The sequence below is a fragment of the Novosphingobium sp. genome (assembly GCF_036820275.1).
Classification (GTDB): Bacteria; Pseudomonadota; Alphaproteobacteria; order Sphingomonadales; family Sphingomonadaceae; genus Novosphingobium.
Window position 1 is genome coordinate 44309 of the sequence record NZ_DAISLT010000028.1, and the last position, 17467, is coordinate 61775.

Below are 17467 nucleotides of genomic sequence, written 5' to 3' on the forward strand. Positions count from 1 at the left end.
ACAAAGTCGCCACCATTGTGCTTTATTTGAATGGCCGCAAATTTCGGCGCTCCGGGAGCGGACCGTCAGCTAACCTGACAACGCCCTTCAAGACTGCCCGATAGGCGAATGTCCGATTCGACTCAGGAATGGGTGTAGCTGAGACTTACGCAGCATCAGCTGCTGCCGACATAGCAGTCATTGCCCGCGTATTTTGACTGCCACAAAACCGACCGGTCGTGCTGGCCCTTCCGAGAGCTCAGAAGGAGCCTATCCGCAACTCGTACCTTCCGATTGGTTATCCTCCGCGAACCCAGAGGTTTCGACTGGGCGACAGGGGAAACCGGTTTTGACGCGGGTTCCCTGGTGCATGGGGCCCTACTCCTCCCTCTTGCATCCTATTGTCCCGCAACCAAGATCGACCACTCATAGCCTAATATATTATTGCAATAATTTGATATTTATAGATAAATGCCGAATGCCGCTTCCCCTGCCTATCCGGGCTGATTTCCTATCCGAGGATATGATGAAGCTTTCCGATATCCTGCAGACACATGGCGACGAGCTCGCGCTCATCCTGGGCAATGGCATTCACCTTGCAGGTGGCGGGCGCGGTAATTCCTGGCGAGGTCTACTGCTCGATCTCGCCAACAAGAGCGGGCTCAATCTGCCGAATTGGCCAAGCGGCCTGTCCAACATCGAATTCTTCGACGTCCTCGCGCTACAAGAAGAAAACAACATCGGCGAGATGGCGAAGCAATTTTGCGATGCGATGAGCGACTGGCAGGTAAACCGTCACCATCGCAGTGTCATGAGCTGGGCCGTGAAACGCGATGTTCCCGTACTGACCACCAATTTCGATACGGTGCTGAGCGACGCGGCCAAAGCACCCCGGCAGCGCACCAAACATGCCAAGTTCGTTTCTTACTATCCGTGGGACACGCGCTTTGCCCACCAGCTTCACGACGACCCCTGCGCGGGGTTTGGCGTATGGCATATCAATGGAATGGCCTGCTACCCTCGCAGCATTCGGCTGGGGCTCAGTCACTATGTCGGATTGGCGCAACGCGCCCGCGGCTGGATGCAGCAGAGAGACACCGGAGTATTCAAGGAGAACGGCCTGGAAACCTGGCGCGGCCGCCACACATGGCTCCAGATCGTCTTCAAGCGACCGCTGCTGATTTTCGGGCTTGGCTTGAGGGAAGACGAAGTCTTTCTGCGATGGCTGCTCATCGAAAGAGCGCGCTATTTCGCGAAATTTCCAGCACTGCGCCAGGATGCCTGGTACGTCTACAAGAATGATCCGAAGGATAAAGCTCAGGAAGGCCACCTCCTGTTTCTTTCATCCGTTGGGTTCAACTGCATCCGAGTAGAGGACCACAGCGAGATCTACGACGACAAGGTGTGGAGTTCCTGAAACGCGGGAGGCTTACGGAACCACGACCTCATGAAACTCGGGATCGGGCCCCTTGGATGATGAGCTAACCTCTCATTTAAAGTTCCGCCCTTCCCGAATGTGTCGATGTGCATATCCGGGATGAAGATGTTCCTCAGTTCGGGATGCCGAACTGAAGGCTGCTGCATCGACCCAAGGCAGCACCTTTCCGTCAGCCAGTCGCTCTTCCTTCAAAACACGCTCTCGGCACCCTGAAAGCCGCCCCCATCACTGGAGCACCATCTATTCTGAACAGCCGGGTGTGGGACGAAGTTGCAACTTGTTGGTTCGACGACAAACGTCGTCTCCCGACCCGGCCAGACATTCACGCTTCCGCTTGCTGCGCCTCAACGAGATAGTCTGGCCGGGCTTCATCTGCTGCTTTCCCGCTATCGCTTTAACGAAGCGGCCTCCTCAAGACTGAGCGAGGCGGTCTCGGGCGCCAGGAAAAGCGAAACGACAAGCCCAGAGAATGTGATCCCGGCAGCCACGAGCATCGTGTTGCCGATGCCGATCATCTCCAGCGAAACCGGAACCAGCCACGTGCCCGCCGAGGAACTCAGTGCCGCCAGCGAAGCGCCGACGCCGACTGCGGTCGTGCGGATTTCGGTCGGGAAAAGCTCGTTCGGGTAGACGATTTCCAGCACCTGCGCGCCGCCGATGAACAGGACGTAGATGCCGAACAGCGTCAGCACGAGCCAGCCGGGCGCGTTCGGGAAGAGGCCAAGGCCCAGCAGTCCCAGGCCGGACCACAGGAAGCTGTTGATGATAAGGGTGCGCCGGCCGATGAAATTGATCAGCCAGGTCGCGATCAGGCAGCCGAGCGCCAGCAGCAGGGTAATGGCCATCGATCCATAGGACGCCATCGCCCCGGTCAGGTTGAGCGCCTGGAACAGCTTGGGCACGAAGGCATAGAGCGCGAACATCGGCACGACCGCGCAGGCCCAGAACACGATCACGAACAGGATGCGCTTGCCGTAACCGGCGCGGATCGCATTGAAGAAGGTCATCTTCGTCTGCACCGGGGCTTCGCCGATATTGCGCAGCGAGAAGGCGGGGCCGTAGACTTGCTTGATGACGCGCTCCGCTTCCTCGCGGCGGCCCTTGCTCAGCAGCCAGCGCGGCGATTCCGGCGCGCCGATGCGCAGGAGAAGCAGGGTGCCGGCCAGGATCGCCGGGCTGGCCATGATATGGCGCCAGGCGCCCTGCCCCCACATTTCCAGCACCGTGTTACCGGCGATATAGGCCAGCGCAGCGCCGGCGAACCACAGCACGGTCAGCAACGACAGCCTCGCACCGCGGCTCTTCTGGGGGAGAAACTCGGTCAGCAGCGATCCGGCCGAGGTATATTCGATGCCCACGGCCAACCCAGACATCACCCGCAGGATCGCCATGGCATGGCTATTGTCGACCCAGTACATGGAAAGCGAGACGAGCAGGATGATCGTCGGCCCCATAAAGTAGGGCTTGCGGCGACCGAAGCGCCCCGTAAGCCAGCCGCCGACGAAACCGCCGAAGAACACGCCCAGCAGTTCCATCGCCGCGACCATGCCCTGCTCGTTGCCGCTGAGATCGAGCGCACCGGCGATCGGGATCGTCGCGACGCCGATGACGCTGACGATATAGCCCACCATGGTCCAGCCGATGCAGACACTCAGGGTCAGTCGTTGGTGGAAGCTGTTGGGTTCGACGTCGTCGATCAAGAGCGATGAATGGGGTGAATGCATGGATGCTCCTCTCGCGGGAGTGTCGCCGGTGTCGGCGTTGTTATCGTTCGGTTCGGGAAGGCCTTCAGGGTAGTGCGACGACCCGGGTCGCGACGCCCTTGCCGGAAAGCCACGCTTCGAGCGCAGCGAAAGGCAGCGCGATCGTCGCCGTGTTACGCAGCGGATGGACGGCTATGCGCTCCGCCTCGCGGAAAGCGGCGTCGAACACCATGTTGACCATGCCCGCCGCGTTGACGGCCGCCAGCGGCGTCACCGCGCCGGGACTGACCTGCAGCAGGCGCTCCATGTCCTCGGGCTTGCCGAAGGAGAACTTGCCTGCGTCCAGCAGCGCCGCGAAGGCCTTGAGATCGGCGCGCCGCTCGCTGGGCAGCGTCACCAGCCAGAACCGGCCCTGCTTGTCCTTGAGGAACAGGTTCTTGGTATGCGCGGCGGGCAAGGCTTCATGGATGGCCGCGCTTTCCTCGACGGTATAGACCGCCGGATGTTCGAGCTTTTCCAGCGTCACGCCTTGCTGCTCGAACTCTGCGTAGATGTCGTCTTCGCTCATCACGAAAATCCTCGATCTCTAGAAGTAATAGCCGAAAATGGTCAGGAAGGAGACTTTGGTGCGACCGTCTCCGCCTTGCGCGGCGCCCGTCCCGTATTGCCCGGCACCCACATAAGGGTCGTTGCGGCCCACCAGCAGTTCCGACCAGATCCTGAAGCGGCCGGTGGCCTTGTCGGTCCAGTAGGCGCCCAGGTTGAGGCGCTGGGTGTCCTTGAAGTCCGAGCGCGCCTTGGCGAGATAGGCGTAGTTCGCGAAGACCTGGAGCGCGAAGGGAAACGATCCGGTTTCGATCTTGCGGCCCACTTCGCCGAACAGCAGCGTGCCGTCCGCCGCGATGTTGAAGGGTGCGTCGTAATCGCCGACGGTGACGACGTCCTCACCGCCCGGATTACGCAGCGACATGTCCTGCCGGGCCGCAAGGAGCTTGGCGTGCCATGGCCCTTGCGTAGCTTTCAGGCTTACCGCGAAGGCGCGGCGCCAGCCGTCCCGATCGGTATCGAAGTTGTGAACCGTCGAGAGCCAGGCGGAACCGGATAGGAGCAGTTCGCCCTTATCGGACGAGGCCAGGCGATACTGGGCACGGCCGATCAGCATGTTGCGCTCCGCATTGCGGGTGGCGAGCGGATCGGAGCGATTGCCCTTCACGATATTGATCGAATAGCGCGCGGCATCGTCGCTGATGCCGAAGGCGTTGGGCGCAGTCATGGGGAAGAAGCCCGCCTCGATCGTGTAGGCGTCGTCCTCGTGCGCATACTTGATGCCGGCGTTGTAGACTTCCTCCAGCCCCATCACGAAGCCCATGGAATTGAGGAAGGCGGAACCCCAGAACTGATCGTCGAACGGCACGGGCTGGATGCCGACCGTAACCTTGTCATGCTTAGACAGCCGGGCACCGGCATAGGCGTAGACGGGGAAGCTGACCTCGCCGGGATAGTTGTGATAGCCCGAAGCCTTCCCGTAGAGGAAGCTGCCGCCGTAGAAACGGTATTGCGCCGCTCCGAAGAAAGTCGGGGAATCGTAGTCGGCCTTGAGGATCAGCGTGTCGAAGGACAGATTGCTCGAAGTCCGGCGGCTGCCGTCTGCTGCCGCACTGTTGAACCGCAAGTCGTAGCGGCCGCGGATCGCGCCGCCCAGCTTGAGGCCGGAGTTGTGTGCCTCTGGAGCGGGCTCGGAAGCGGGGAGCGTGTCCACCGCCGCTTGGTCCTGATCTGCCTGCTGACTGGAAGGCGCCACCTCCGGAAGGGTCTGCGCGAGAGCGGGCGACGCAGTCATCAAGGCGAGCAGGATCGGGGCGCCCACACCGGAGCGTGATGCGCGGGCCGGCGAGCGACCGCGCGGGCAAATCTCTCCCGTTCCCCGCTGCGCGGGGGCGATTGCATTCATGACATCCTCCGGGGCCGCGCCCGTTGAGCCGGGCCGTGGGCCAATTCGAGAAGAAGACCTCACCGCCTGCCGATCCTGCCGAGAGGTCAGGCTCGGTCGGCGGGCGGTGAGGCAGGCGCCGTCAGTTCGACACGTCGATCCAGATGGTCTTGATCTCGGTGTACTGGTCGTGCGCCCATTGGGACTTGTCGCGTCCGCCGAAGCCGGACTGCTTGTAACCGCCGAACGGGGTCGTCACGTCACCTTCGCCGAAGCAGTTCACGGTCACGACGCCGGCGCGGATTTCGCGGGCGAGACGCACGGCGCTCTTCAGACTGCCAGTATAAGCCGACGCCGCCAGGCCGTAAATCGAGTCGTTGGCGAGCGCGATGGCCTCCTCGATCGTCTCGAAGGTGGTGACCGCCAGGACCGGGCCGAAGATTTCCTCCCGGAACAGGAGGTTGTCCGGCGTGACATCGTCAACGATCGTCGCTTCGACGAAGATGTCGTTCTGGGTGCCGCCGCCGGTGATGACGTTCATCTGTTCGGATGCGGCGTGCTCCAAGAAGGAACGCACCTTGTCGAAGTGCGCGCGGCTGACCATCGACCCCAGACGGTTCTCCGGATCGAGCGGATCGCCCAGCTTCCAGTCCTGCAAGTGGTGGGCAATGCGTTCCAGCAGGGCATACTTCACGTCCGCGTGGACGATCAGGCGCGAGGAAGCCGAGCAGTTCTCGCCCATGTTCCAGAACGCGCCGTTGACGACATGCTGCGCCACCGCGTCGAGGTCCTCGGCATCGTTCATGACCACGGCGGGGTTCTTGCCGCCGCACTCCAGCACGATGCGCTTGAGGTTGGACTCGCCCGCATAGGCCAGGAAGCGGCGGCCGGTGGCGGTGGAGCCGGTGAAGCTCACCATGTCCACGTCCATGTGGCGGCCGATCGGCTCGCCGACCTCGCGGCCGCTGCCCGGAACCACATTGAACACGCCAGCCGGAATGCCGGCTTCATGCGCCAGTTCGGCCACGCGCAGCGCCGTCAGCGTGGTTTCTGCCGCAGGCTTGACCACGATCGAGCAGCCTGCCGCCAGCGAGGGGCCGATCTTCCAGGCCAGCATCAGCAGCGGGAAGTTCCACGGCAGCACCAGTCCGACCACGCCGATCGGCTCGCGCACCACCAGGGTCAAGGCGTCCGAACCGACCGGGGCGGTGCTGTCGTAGACCTTGTCGATCAGCTCGGCATGCCAGCGGATCGTGTGGATGCTCTCCAGAATATCGACCGTCTCGCACTCGGCGACCGGCTTGCCGCTGTCGATGCATTCCATGACCGAGAGTTCGCGGGCGTTCTGTTCCAGCAGATCCGCGAAGCGCAGCAGCGTGTGCTTGCGCTCGCCGGGCGAGAGCAGGCGCCAGCGGCCGTCCTCGAAAGCGGCGCGGGCCGCGGCGACCGCCACGTCCACGTCGCTACCGTCACAGGCGGCGATATGCGTAAGCGACGCGCCGGTGGCGGGGTTGGTCGTCTCGAAGGTCCGCCCGGACAGGGCCGGACAGAACGTGCCGTCGATGAAGGCCTGCGTCGGCAGGGTAAGTCCTTCGGCAAGGGCGGCGTATTCGGCGCGGGTGAGTAGATCAGGCATCGACGGTGCTTCCCTTGGCGGCGGCGACCTTGCTCTTCAGCTCGGCGATCACCGCGGTGAGCGCATCCTTCTCGTTCTCGTCGAGCGGCAGGAGCGGTGCGCGAACGCCGCCGGTCTGGAGGCCGATGATCTCGCTGCCGGCCTTGATCGACTGGACGAACGTGCCGTTTTCCAGGAAGTCCATCAGCGGCAGCATGGCGGACATGATCGCGCGGCCCTTGGCGAAGTCCTTTTCCAGGACGCAGGCTTCGTAGAGCGCGACGTGCTCGCCGGGCACGAAGTTCGAACCGGCACAGACCCAGCTGCGCGCGCCCCAGGCGAAGAATTCCAGCGCCTGGTCGTCCCAGCCGCAGGACAGCTGGATTTCCGGGTAATCGCTGGCGATGCGGTGGAGACGCAGGGTGTCGCCCGAGCTTTCCTTGATCGCCATGATGTTCTTCGTGCCCTTGATGGCGCCAAAGAACTCATCGCCCATGCTCACGCCCATGCGCGCGGGATAGTTGTAGAGCATGATCGGCAGATCTGCGGCCTTGTCGATCGCCAGGACGTGATGCGCAATTTCCTGCTCGGTCGGCAGGGCATAGGGCGGCGTGGTGACGAGAATGGCGTCGGCGCCGATCGCCTTGGCATGAACGGCATAGGCGACGGCGTCCTCGGTGCGGGTCGCACCGGTGCCGACGACCAGCGGCAGGCGGCCGCCGATGACCGCGTGGGCACGCTCGGCCAGCGCGAGGCGTTCCTCGGCGGTCTGGGCGTAGTATTCGCCGGTCGAGCCGCCGATGACGATGCCGTGGACGCCAGCCGCGATCAGGTGCTCGAGCACGGCGTCGAAAGCGGTGAAGTCGATCGAGCCATCGGCTGCAAGCGGCGTGATGGCCGGGGTGAAGATACCGTCGAAGTTCATGGCAGAGGTCCTTTCTTAATGGGAGAATATCGGGGGATCAGGCGTGACGGGGGCGGAGTGCTGCAGCATCCGCGAGGTTCAGGGAGCGGGTTTCCGGCGCGAGGAACCAGGAGACTGCAAGGCCGACGAAGGTCACGGCGGCGGCAATGTACATGGTGTCGGCAATGCCCAGCCGGTCGAGCGAGATCGGGACGAGGTAAGTGCCCACGGCCGCGCCGATGCGGGAGAACGAAGTGCCGAAACCGACGGCCTTGGCGCGGATCTCGGTGGGGAACAGCTCGTTGGGATAGACCAGCTGGAGCACCTGTGCGCCGCCGATCAGCAGTGCGTATCCGCCGAACAGGATGAGGATCAGGGCCGGGGCGCCGTTGGCGAACATTCCGAGCAGCAGCAGCGCGAGGCCCGACCACAGGAAGCTGTGGATCACCATCGGGCGGCGACCGATCGCATTGATGAGGATAGTCGCGCCGATGCAGCCGACCACGAACAGCAGGGTGATCGCGATGGAACCGAAAGCGGCCCACTTGTCGTGCAGGTTGAGCGCCATCAGCACCTTGGGCGCGAAAGCATAGACCGCGAAGACCGGGATGACCGAGCAGGTCCAGAACAGGCTGACGAAAGCCAGTCGCTTGCCGTAGCCTGCCTTCAGAAGGCCCCAGAGCGAAACTTTCTCGCGTGCTGGCTCTTCGGTCAGATTGGCGGTGGAATAGCCGCTCCCGTAGACCTGACGGATGACCTGATCGGCTTCCGCGCGGCGGTTCTTGCTGAGCAGCCAGCGCGGCGATTCCGGGGTGCCCAGACGGACGAGGAACAGCGCGGCACCGAACAGCGCCGTGCTTGCGAAAGCGAGGCGCCAGCCTTGTTCGCCGCCATACGTCAGGATCGCATTGCCGAGGATATAGGCGGTGGCGGCGCCCGCGAACCACATGATCGTCAAAGTCGCCAGCCTCGGTCCGCGATTGGCCTTGGGCAGGAACTCGACCAGCAGCGCCGTCGCCACCGGATACTCGATCCCCACGGCGACGCCGAGGAAGAAGCGGCAGGCGAACAGCGCGAAGGGCGTATCCACCCAGAGTTGCGCGAGCGAGAACAGGACGAACAGGCACGGCCCGACGAAGAAGATGCGCTTGCGGCCGAACAGATCGGTCAGCCAGCCGCCGACCATGCCCCCGGCAAAGATGCCGATCAGCGCCGAGGCCGCCACCATGCCTTCCCAGAACGTCGTCATCCCCAGCGCGGCCGAAGCCTGCACCATGGCGACGCCGACCACGCTGAGCACATAGCCGTCCACGAAGGAACCGCCGCTCGAACGTACCGTCAGCATCTGGTGGAATCTGTTCAGAGGAACATCCTCAAGTGTTTGCGTGGTCCTGTTCATGCTTCTCTCCGGGTGTTCTGGTTATCGCCCCCAAATCGGCATTCTGCTCTGTGATGGGGGGATCAGCTTTCGAGGCCGGCCTTGTGCTGGGCCCAGGCCAGATTCATGTTCACGCCGATGTCCAGGAAGGGATGCGGCGGGTTGCGGTTGGGTCCCGGCGAGGCCAGCAGGAAGTCGATGACTTCGCCGCGGCGTCCCGCCAGCCAGTCGGCCAGCAGCACCCCGGTCGCGGTGCCGCGGGTAATGCCGAGGCCGTTGCAGCACAGCGCGCCGTAGACGTTGGGAGCAAGCTCGCCGAACTGGGATTCGTGGTTGCGCGACATGACGATCGCGCCGCCCCAGGTATATTCGAAGGGCACGCCGGACAGCATGGGGAAGCGCCGCTCGAACGAGCGCCGATGGCGCTTTCCGGCAATGTCGCGCTCGCGCTGGTTGCTGACGCCGCTCGGGTGATAGCTGAAGCTGTTGCGCACCAGGATACGATTGTCGTGGGTGCGGCGCAGGGTCGTCCCGGCTGGATCGGCGGGGATGAGACCCCAGAAGTCGTGACCGCCCAGGCGCGCCTGCTCGTCGTCGGTCAGCGGACGCGTAAGGCTGCCGTACGTGAACACCGGAAGCATGCGGTTCTTCAGGAACCCGAAGGCCATGCCGAAGCCGTTGTTCGCCAGGATCAGCTTGTCGGCCACGATGCGCCCGTTTGCATGGGTCAGGACTATCTGCGGACTGTAGCTGACGCCGGTGATCGGCGTGTTCTCATAGAGCGTGACGTTTGCGGGCATCGTGTCGGCCAGACCCTTTACCAGCGCCGAAGGCTGGACCAGCATCGTGCCCGGAGTGAACAGCGCCTTTTTATAGAAATCGGTACCGATATGATCGGGCAAGTCCTTGCCCTCGATCACTTCGTAGGGCTGGCCCAGCCGCTCCAACCCGCCGCGATAGGCGTCAAGGACAGCGATACCCCGGTCCTCCACCGCCGCCTGATACTTGCCCGAAGCGCGCATGTGGCAGTCGATGCTGTAGAGATCGACGATGTCCTTGAGATAGGTTTGACCCAGCTTGTTCAGCTTGAGCACCAGATTGGCCGTGCCGAGATCGCCGATGTAATCCGCCGCGCCGATGTCGTGCGGCAGGTCGATCGCGAAGCCGGCGTTGCGTCCCGCAGTGCCGAAGCCGACTTCCTGCGCCTCGACCAGGATGATCTCGTCACTCGGGAAGTTCATCGCCAGTTGCCGGGCGGCGGCAAGGCCGACATAGCCGGCGCCGACCACGACCCAAGGCGCGCGCACCTCCCCGACGTGAGCCGGGCGCGGCGTGCGGGGGCGGCTGAGGTGATACCAGCCGCAGGTTGCATCGTCGGCCGGAAGCGAAGTCACTCTGGTCGCGGCGAAGCCATGATTTTGGGCGGGTTCGGACCCGACCTCGGTGCGCCCCGAAGGCTCGATCAGTTCCAGATGCGGTACGGCGCGCGGGACGTCATGCGACGACGGTCCAGCGGCAGAACCAGCTTCAGCAAATGCATCTAGGGTTTGCACGACCATATGTCCTCTCCGACTCGGTCTATGTATATTCTTTGTATACACATCATAGTCTTTTCAAATGATGATCGTCTACAAAAAAGCTTTGCCGCACCTTTCGGCAGCATTTCTTGCTGATTTTCCTGTATTTTCCTGGAAGAGCACGCAGGCTTGAAGGGCGAGCGCAGACGCGCGTCAGCGTCGATCGGCTCAGCGACCGGCGACTGCAGACGGAATGGACGGAATGTCAGGCCTGGCGAATGCGTGCCGCGCAGACGGCACTGCCGCAGGAAGCCGAGACGATCGCCACGATCGCCAGCCATTGCACGGCGCTCAAGGTCTCTCCGAGCACGACAAATCCCGCAAGCGCGGCAATCGCCGGCGCCCCACTGAGCAGAATGCCGAAGACATGCGACGGCAAGCGGCGCATCGCCTCCATCTCCAGCATGCAGGGCAGGACGCTGGTCAGAAGAGCGATCCCCAGGCCGGACAGCAGGATCCAGGGTTGCAGAAGCGAAGCGCCCGCGAAAGTCACTGCCAGGGGCAGGTTGATGGAGGCGGCGGCGACCATGCCCCAGGCTACGGCATCGGCGCCGAGCGTGGCGGCAACCCGCTTGCCGAAGACGATATAGAGCGCCCAGCAAGTCGCCGCCCCGGCAGCGAACGCCAGCCCGACAGGATCGAGGCCATTGTCGACCCGCAGCGGCAGCAAAAGGAGCAGGCCCGTCGCCGCCGCCGTGAACCACAGGAGATCCAGCGCCCGGCGCGAACCGGCCAGGACGATGGACAAAGGCCCCAAGACCTCGATGCCGATCGCGATCCCGATCGGCAGGCGTGCAAAGGCCTGATAGATCAGCAGGTTCATCAGCCCCAACATGCAACCATAGAGAAGCACGTTCGGCAAGATCTCCCGCGAGAGCGGTCTGCGCCAGGGCGTTCGCATTGCCAAGAGGATCATGGCTGCGAGAAAGACGCGCAAGCCCGTAACGCCGAAAGCGCCGACAACCGGGAACATCTGCTTGGCAAGCGTCGCGCCGACATTCTGCGCGACCATCGACGCGAGAACCATGCCCGGTCCAACCATCGGCCCACGCCAGGACAGGGATGCAGAACGGGCAAGCGTCGTCACGGAACTGGTCTCGCGAAAGCCGGGTTTCGATCAGTCGTGTGCGGCTGCGAGCGCGCGATCGGCTTCCCTGGGACGGTGGGCCGCCAGGCAGGTCAGCACCGAGGCCAGCACGAACAGGATCGCCGCGCCCTCAAGCACCGACGGCAGCCGCTGGTCCCAGAGGAAACCGTAGAGCAGCGCAAAGAGCGTTTCGAACAGGATCATCTGTCCCACCATCGTCAGCGGCAGGAGGCGCGACATCCGGTTCCACAGCCCATTGCCGATGATCGAGGAAAACAGCGCGACCGCCGCCGCCACGCCGCCGAACAGCAGCCACTGCGTGCCGCTCTGGCTCGTTGTCTCGAAAAGCAACGCCGGCGGGATCAGCACGAGCGCCTGGGCACCGGTGACGATGCCAAGCAGCAGGCTCCAGTCATGACCCGAAACATGTTCGAGACGCCCCAGCCAGCGGCTGTTGGAAACGGCGAAAGTCGTCCAGGATGCCAGCGCGCCGAAAGCACAGAGCAGCCCGAGCGCCTGCGCCGCGAAAGCACCCGCACTGGCCTTGCCCAGCGATTCCCAGCCGATGCACAGGATGCCCGCCGCGCTGAGAAACAGCGAGGGGAGCAGCCGCGTCAACGGTACGGCGCCCTTGTCGCGGCTGCCGATGATGGTGACGGCCACGGGAAGGAAACCGATCACCAGCGACGTCATGGCAACGCCGCCAAGCTGCACGGCTGCGGCCAGCAACACATAGTAAAGGATGTTGCCGAGAATGCTCAGATAGAACAGCGCAATCCACTCGCGCTTTCCCAGCACGTCGAGGTAGCGCCGCCAGTGCGGCCAGACCATCGGCAATGCGAACAGACCGTAAGCCACGTAGCGCCCGGCCGCGAGTTGCATCGGACCGAAAGCGGAAGCGATGCTCGGGGTGACGAAAACGAGGCCCCACAAGGCGCCGGCGATTACGCCGCATAATACGCCCGTCACTGTATTCTTACCGGACATTCGCGAATCCTGCGCGTGGGGAGTTGCCGGCTCCTAACCGCAAAAAGCCTAAATGTCTATCGTATGTATACAATAGAAATGCGTTAAAACTACGAATTGCCGCAACCGCGTTGAATTGCGGTTCGAAAACCGTTAGGATTCGGCTGTGAGTGGAACCGTAGATCGCAAAGTCACCCTCGGCGAAACGCTGCGCCGCAGGATCGTGAGCATGGAGCTGGCCCCCGGGGCCGTCGTCGACGAACAGCAGATCGCCGAGGAGTTCGGGCTATCCCGTCCTCCTGTCCGCGAATTGATGCGACAACTGGCGGCTGAAGGCTATCTCGAACTCGAACCGAACCGCCCTGCCCGCGTGACGTCGATGGACCTCCAGTCGCTGCGAACGTTCTTCCTGGCCGCGCCGCTGATCTATGTGGCGACGACCCAGCTCGCTGCCACGAATGCGACGCCTGCCGAAATCGCCCGGCTCCGGAAGATTCAGGAAGATTTCCGCGCCGCGATCGCTGCCGACGACGTGGCGACACGCGTCTACAACAACGACCAGTTCCATCTCGAAATCGGCAAGATGGCGCACAACCCCTACCTGATGCCGAGCCTGCGCCGCCTGCTCATCGACCATGCGCGCCTCGGCATGACCTTCTACCATCCGACCTCAACGGAGACGCAGGACAATCTTGCCGAAGCCGTTGAACAGCATGACGAGATCATCGACGCCATCGAGCGCCGGGACCCCGTGCGCGCCGGAGAACTCATCCGCGCCCATTGGGAAATCTCCCGCCGCCGCATGGCGGACTTCGCCGCGCCGGAAGGGCTGGAAGTCACTGTTTAGGCAGCATTTCGCTGCCCCGGAAAGGAGCAGCGAAATCGCCTTGCGGACAACGGACCTCCGATGGGGCCTCAGGCCTCAAGCCCGGCATTGGCCATGCCGCGGCGGAGCGTGAAGTTCACGCCCATGCTCAGGAACGGCTCCGGCGGGTTGATGTTCGGCTTGTCTACCGACAGGAGGAAATCGGTCAGTTCATGGCGCTTGCCGGCCAGCCAATCGGCAAGAAGCGTACCCATGGCCGTCCCGCGCACGGTGCCCAGGCCGTTGCAGCCCAGCGAACCGTAGACGTTCTTGCGCAGCTGGCCGAAGAAGCTGTTGCCGTTGCGGGTCATGCCCAGGCCGCCGCCCCAGGTGTATTCGAAACCGACGTCGGTCAGCGAGGGGAACCGGCGCTCGAACGACAGGCGGTGCGCCTTGCGGAAACGCTCCGTGGCGCCGGGCTTGTAACGACCGTCGGCATTGAACGTGAAGCTGTTGCGGATGAACAGGCGGTTGTCGTGGGTACGGCGGCAGGTCGTTCCGAACGGATCGGCCGGGATGACGCCCCAGAAATCCTTGCCGCCGATCCTGGCCTGTTCCTCGGCCGTCAGCGGCCGGGTGAGGCTGCCGTAAGTGAACATCGGCAGGATGCGGCCCGGCATGAACCCGAAATGCGTTCCGAAATGGTTGTTCGCCAGCACCAGCTTGTCGGCCGTGATTTTGCCGGAAGCGTGGTGGAGGACGACCTTGGGCTCATACTCGATCGCGGTGATCGGCGTGTCTTCATAAAGGATGACGTTCTCGGGAAGATTGTCCGCCAGCCCCTTCACGAGCGCCGAGGGCTGCACCAGCATCGTTCCCGGCGTGTGCAGCGCCTTCTTGTAGAAGGACGTGCCGATGTGGCTGGGCAGATCCTTGCCCTCGATGATTTCGCAGTGCTGGCCGAGTTTCTCCAGGCCGCCACGATAGGCATCGAGAACGTGAAGGCCCTCGTCCTCGACCGCAGCCTGATACTTGCCGACATGGCGTAGCTGCGCGTCTTCGATCTTGTACTTCTCGACCAGATCGAAAAGGATCTTCTGACCCGTCTGGTTGAGATTGAGAACATGGCGGGCAATTTTCTGGTCGCCGATATAGTCGGGTGCACTGATGTCGTGTGGAACGTCGATGAGGAAACCGGCGTTGCGCCCCGACGTGCCGAACCCGACCTGTTGCCCCTCGATGAGCAGCACCGTGTCGTTCGGGAAGTTCAGCGCCAGCTGGCGGGCTGCGGCGAGTCCGGTGAACCCGCCCCCGATAACGGCCCAGCGAGCGTGCGCATCGCCGATCAGGGGCGCCTTCGGCTCGCGCTTGCGGCTCGTGTGAAACCAGCCCGGTGTCGGGTCGTCGGAAGGCAGGGCGTCGATGGGAAGAACGGAGTCAGGATACTTGGGCAAGCCGTCCGACAATATCGCGGATGCACCTGCGGTGCCGATGACGCCCGCACCAGCGACTGCGCCAGTGCCGATCAGCACTTTCCTTCGTGAAAATTCCATCTCTAACCGAATCCTACCAATTTCTCTGCAGCGTTTTCAGAGGCCACTCTTTTCAGGATGGCATCGGCGCAATGCGCACGCCCCTGCAGGCCGCGCGCGGCCATTCGACCGCGAGAACCTGCTCGAATGAACATGAATTCTCATTGTCTACCATTGATAGACAATGAGTCAAGGTTTGCATCGAAGCCTGGAGGCTGGCTGCTTTGTGGATTCAGAGCTTCCCGTCGCAGCGCCTGCCATCGACCGCTTTCGGTAGCCCCCACGTTCACCGTTATCGATACGAACGACTAACTCGAACGGAGTTGAGTGGCGCTCGTCCGACAGCTCAAACACCTTCCCTGGCACTGCGCCTTCTTTCCATGTCGCGTTTCCAGCGCTGGCGAAGCGCAGTTGGCCGAGCTTCATACCGGTCATCCAGAAATTGGGCCGCAGCAATGCGGTCAGCGCGAAAGTGGCGGAAATCCTGCCGTAGTTCGCACCATGCGGCCAGCATTCGCGTGTCGTCCAGGAAGCCGATGATAATAGGCCAGATCACCCGGACAGTGGGTACTCCATGCTGGTCGAGATAGTCGATTTTGAGCTTGCGGCCGTCCCGTATCCATTCGCGAGTACGCGCCAGATCGATACGATCCGGCGGCGGCGCTTTGGCGGGTCGCGTTCCGATAGCGGGGTTGATAATGATCGGGCGCAGCCGTTCGGGTACGACGCGGGTGATCTTGGCGATCAGATCGCGAGCTGCATTCGCCAGTGCCGGATCGCCGCGCCCCGCGACCCATTGTGCGCCTAACACCGCCGCCTCGATTTCGTCCGGCGTCAGCATCAGGGGTGGCATGTCGAAACTATCGTCCAGGATGTAGCCGAAGCCGACCTCACCCTGCACGGGCACGCGTTGGGCGATCAGGTCCGCAACGTCGCGATAAACGGTGCGCGGCGACACTTCGAGTTCACTGGCAATATCGGCCGCCGTGACAGGCCGGGAGGACCGCCGCAATATCTGGATAATCTGAAACAATCTGTCTGCTCGACGCATGGCCTTGCCTCCTACTGACAGGATGCTGTCAGTAGGCATCTCCTACAAGGGAAATCGCCGCACGATACCGATCGCCGGAGTCCGTGCCCATCCAAGGAGATGTCCCATAATTACCCTGTTCCACGCGCCGCAATCGCGTTCATCCCGTATCGTTTGGCTGCTGGAGGAACTGAACGTTCCCTATGAGATCCAGCCAGTTTCCATCTTCCGGCCGATGACCGCGGAGGGGTTGCCCGATCCTGCAAATCCGCATCCCGACAAGAGGGTGCCCGCCATCCTTCATGACGACGCGCTGATCACGGAATCCGTCGCGATCGCCCTTTATCTGGCCGATGCATTTCCGGCTGCGGGACTGGCGCCTGCACTCGGCGACCGGCGGCGGGGCGAATATCTTACGTGGATCGCTTGGTATGCTACCGAACTGGAGCAAGCGCTGTTCGCGGGACTGTCCGGTGCGCTCGCGGATTCGCCCCAGAAGCAGCGCGACCACGGCGCCGTGGTCGAGCGGCTGCGGAGCGCCCTCGCACAAGGACTCTATGTGATGGGCGACGTTTTCACGAGCGCTGACGTGCTGATCGGAAGCGCACTTGCATTTGGTCGCCATGCTTTCCCGGCGGACGAAGTTTTGGATGCCTATGTCGAGCGATGCCGCAGCCGCCCGGCTGCCATTCGCGGCGTAGCGCTGGACGAAAAGTCTGGCTTACAGGCGGTAACCTGAGCATCTGGCGGGCGATCGGGCCATAGTTCCGATGCCAGATCGCCCGCCGCTTCATGGCCGCTTTTGAGAAACCTGACTATTGCACTAAGTATCTTAATCAGCTCGATATTCCACAGATAGGAAGCCCCGGATCATGAACTTTAGAGTCCGTTTGAGAATGCTCATGGATGGACAATCCTTCGGAGCATGAGGTTGCCGAGTGCGACATGGATCATAGCCTCCGAGACGTCGATCCGCTGCTCGTAATCGCGAACCAGCCGTTTCCAGCGCGTCATCCAGCCGAAGGTGCGCTCCACTACCCAGCGCCTCGGCAGTACCTTGAAGCCTGTCTCCTTGTCAGAGCGGCGGATAATCTCGAGGACGAAGTCCTGATAGGTTGCGGCGTCCATAAGGCGGGTGCGGTCCTAGGCGCCGTCGGCGAACAAATACTTCCGCCAAGGCCATCGCTTGCGAACGGCCGCGACGATCGCTTGAGCGCCGGCGCTGTCTGAGATGTCGGTAGTGGTGAGATTGACCATGAGCAATCGGCCGTCGGTGTCTACGGCAATGTGCCGTTTACGGCCGACAACTTTCTTGCCCGCATCAACCTTCCGCCTTTCCGCTGCTGGCGCTTTGATGGACTGGCTATCCACGACGGCGGCCGTCGGGCTCTGCTCACGCCCTTCGCGTTCACGGTCGAATTGTATGACGTCGTGGATCGTGCGGAACAGTAGGCGGCGCACGAAGCGTGCGGAACCACCAATAGCCAAGGCGTCAAGGGGATTATCGTGTGTATCGCAAAGCG

The 17467-nt window shown here is 62.7% G+C and carries 14 protein-coding genes and 1 pseudogene; 3 read left to right on the forward strand and 12 right to left on the reverse strand.

What is annotated here, in order from left to right; genetic code table 11:
- Nucleotides 1-502 precede the first annotated feature (502 nt).
- Nucleotides 503-1396, forward strand: a complete 894-nt coding sequence (locus V7066_RS19635) for an SIR2 family protein (RefSeq protein WP_334184667.1) — start codon at nucleotides 503-505, stop codon at nucleotides 1394-1396.
- A 407-nt stretch (nucleotides 1397-1803) separates the two neighbouring features.
- Here the strand turns inward: V7066_RS19635 and V7066_RS19640 are convergent, their stop codons facing one another.
- The 9 genes from V7066_RS19640 to V7066_RS19680 all read right to left on the reverse strand — a co-directional run bounded on the left by V7066_RS19640 (nucleotide 1804) and on the right by V7066_RS19680 (nucleotide 12598).
- Nucleotides 1804-3141 (reverse strand): MFS transporter, encoded by a 1338-nt coding sequence (locus V7066_RS19640; RefSeq protein ID WP_334184668.1) that lies wholly within the window; start codon nucleotides 3139-3141, stop codon nucleotides 1804-1806.
- A gap of 64 nt (nucleotides 3142-3205) precedes the next feature.
- Nucleotides 3206-3688, reverse strand: coding sequence for a prolyl-tRNA synthetase associated domain-containing protein (locus V7066_RS19645; RefSeq protein WP_334184669.1), 483 nt, complete (start codon nucleotides 3686-3688; stop codon nucleotides 3206-3208).
- Between the two features lie 18 nt (nucleotides 3689-3706).
- Nucleotides 3707-5071, reverse strand: a complete 1365-nt coding sequence (locus V7066_RS19650) for a hypothetical protein (RefSeq protein ID WP_334184670.1) — start codon at nucleotides 5069-5071, stop codon at nucleotides 3707-3709.
- A gap of 121 nt (nucleotides 5072-5192) precedes the next feature.
- Nucleotides 5193-6686 carry an aldehyde dehydrogenase gene (locus V7066_RS19655; RefSeq protein ID WP_334184671.1) on the reverse strand — a complete coding sequence of 498 codons (1494 nt, stop codon included), beginning with the start codon at nucleotides 6684-6686 and terminating at the stop codon, nucleotides 5193-5195.
- Entirely contained in the window at nucleotides 6679-7590 is a 912-nt protein-coding gene (locus V7066_RS19660; protein ID WP_334184672.1) for a dihydrodipicolinate synthase family protein, read from the reverse strand. The genes V7066_RS19655 and V7066_RS19660 overlap by 8 nt, the downstream gene beginning before the upstream one ends.
- A 37-nt stretch (nucleotides 7591-7627) precedes the next feature.
- On the reverse strand, nucleotides 7628-8968 hold the full coding sequence (locus V7066_RS19665) for an MFS transporter (protein ID WP_334184673.1): 1341 nt from the start codon (nucleotides 8966-8968) through the stop codon (nucleotides 7628-7630).
- Between the two features lie 62 nt (nucleotides 8969-9030).
- A complete protein-coding gene (locus tag V7066_RS19670) occupies nucleotides 9031-10500 on the reverse strand; it encodes an NAD(P)/FAD-dependent oxidoreductase (RefSeq protein ID WP_334184674.1) in 1470 nt (489 codons plus the stop codon).
- Nucleotides 10501-10729: 229 nt separating this feature from the next.
- On the reverse strand, nucleotides 10730-11611 hold the full coding sequence (locus V7066_RS19675; RefSeq protein ID WP_334184675.1) for an EamA family transporter: 882 nt from the start codon (nucleotides 11609-11611) through the stop codon (nucleotides 10730-10732).
- A gap of 30 nt (nucleotides 11612-11641) precedes the next feature.
- Nucleotides 11642-12598: a DMT family transporter gene (locus V7066_RS19680; protein ID WP_334184676.1), complete on the reverse strand. Its 957-nt coding sequence runs from the start codon at nucleotides 12596-12598 to the stop codon at nucleotides 11642-11644.
- Between the two features lie 145 nt (nucleotides 12599-12743).
- Here V7066_RS19680 and V7066_RS19685 point away from each other — a divergent pair, with 145 nt between their 5' ends.
- The gene (locus V7066_RS19685) at nucleotides 12744-13424 is read left to right on the forward strand and encodes a GntR family transcriptional regulator (RefSeq protein ID WP_334184677.1); all 681 of its coding nucleotides are present in this window, start codon (nucleotides 12744-12746) and stop codon (nucleotides 13422-13424) included.
- A gap of 68 nt (nucleotides 13425-13492) precedes the next feature.
- Here the strand turns inward: V7066_RS19685 and V7066_RS19690 are convergent, their stop codons facing one another.
- Both V7066_RS19690 and V7066_RS19695 read right to left on the reverse strand, forming a co-directional pair.
- On the reverse strand, nucleotides 13493-14935 hold the full coding sequence (locus V7066_RS19690; protein WP_334184678.1) for an NAD(P)/FAD-dependent oxidoreductase: 1443 nt from the start codon (nucleotides 14933-14935) through the stop codon (nucleotides 13493-13495).
- A 325-nt stretch (nucleotides 14936-15260) separates the two neighbouring features.
- Nucleotides 15261-15965 carry a helix-turn-helix transcriptional regulator gene (locus V7066_RS19695; protein WP_334184679.1) on the reverse strand — a complete coding sequence of 235 codons (705 nt, stop codon included), beginning with the start codon at nucleotides 15963-15965 and terminating at the stop codon, nucleotides 15261-15263.
- Between the two features lie 22 nt (nucleotides 15966-15987).
- On the opposite strand from V7066_RS19695, the gene V7066_RS19700 reads away from it, so the two are divergent.
- Nucleotides 15988-16683, forward strand: coding sequence for a glutathione S-transferase family protein (locus tag V7066_RS19700; RefSeq protein WP_334184680.1), 696 nt, complete (start codon nucleotides 15988-15990; stop codon nucleotides 16681-16683).
- A 161-nt stretch (nucleotides 16684-16844) separates the two neighbouring features.
- Here the strand turns inward: V7066_RS19700 and V7066_RS19705 are convergent.
- Nucleotides 16845-17436, reverse strand: a pseudogene (locus tag V7066_RS19705) (IS5 family transposase); the annotation flags it as partial.
- Nucleotides 17437-17467: the final 31 nt, after the last annotated feature.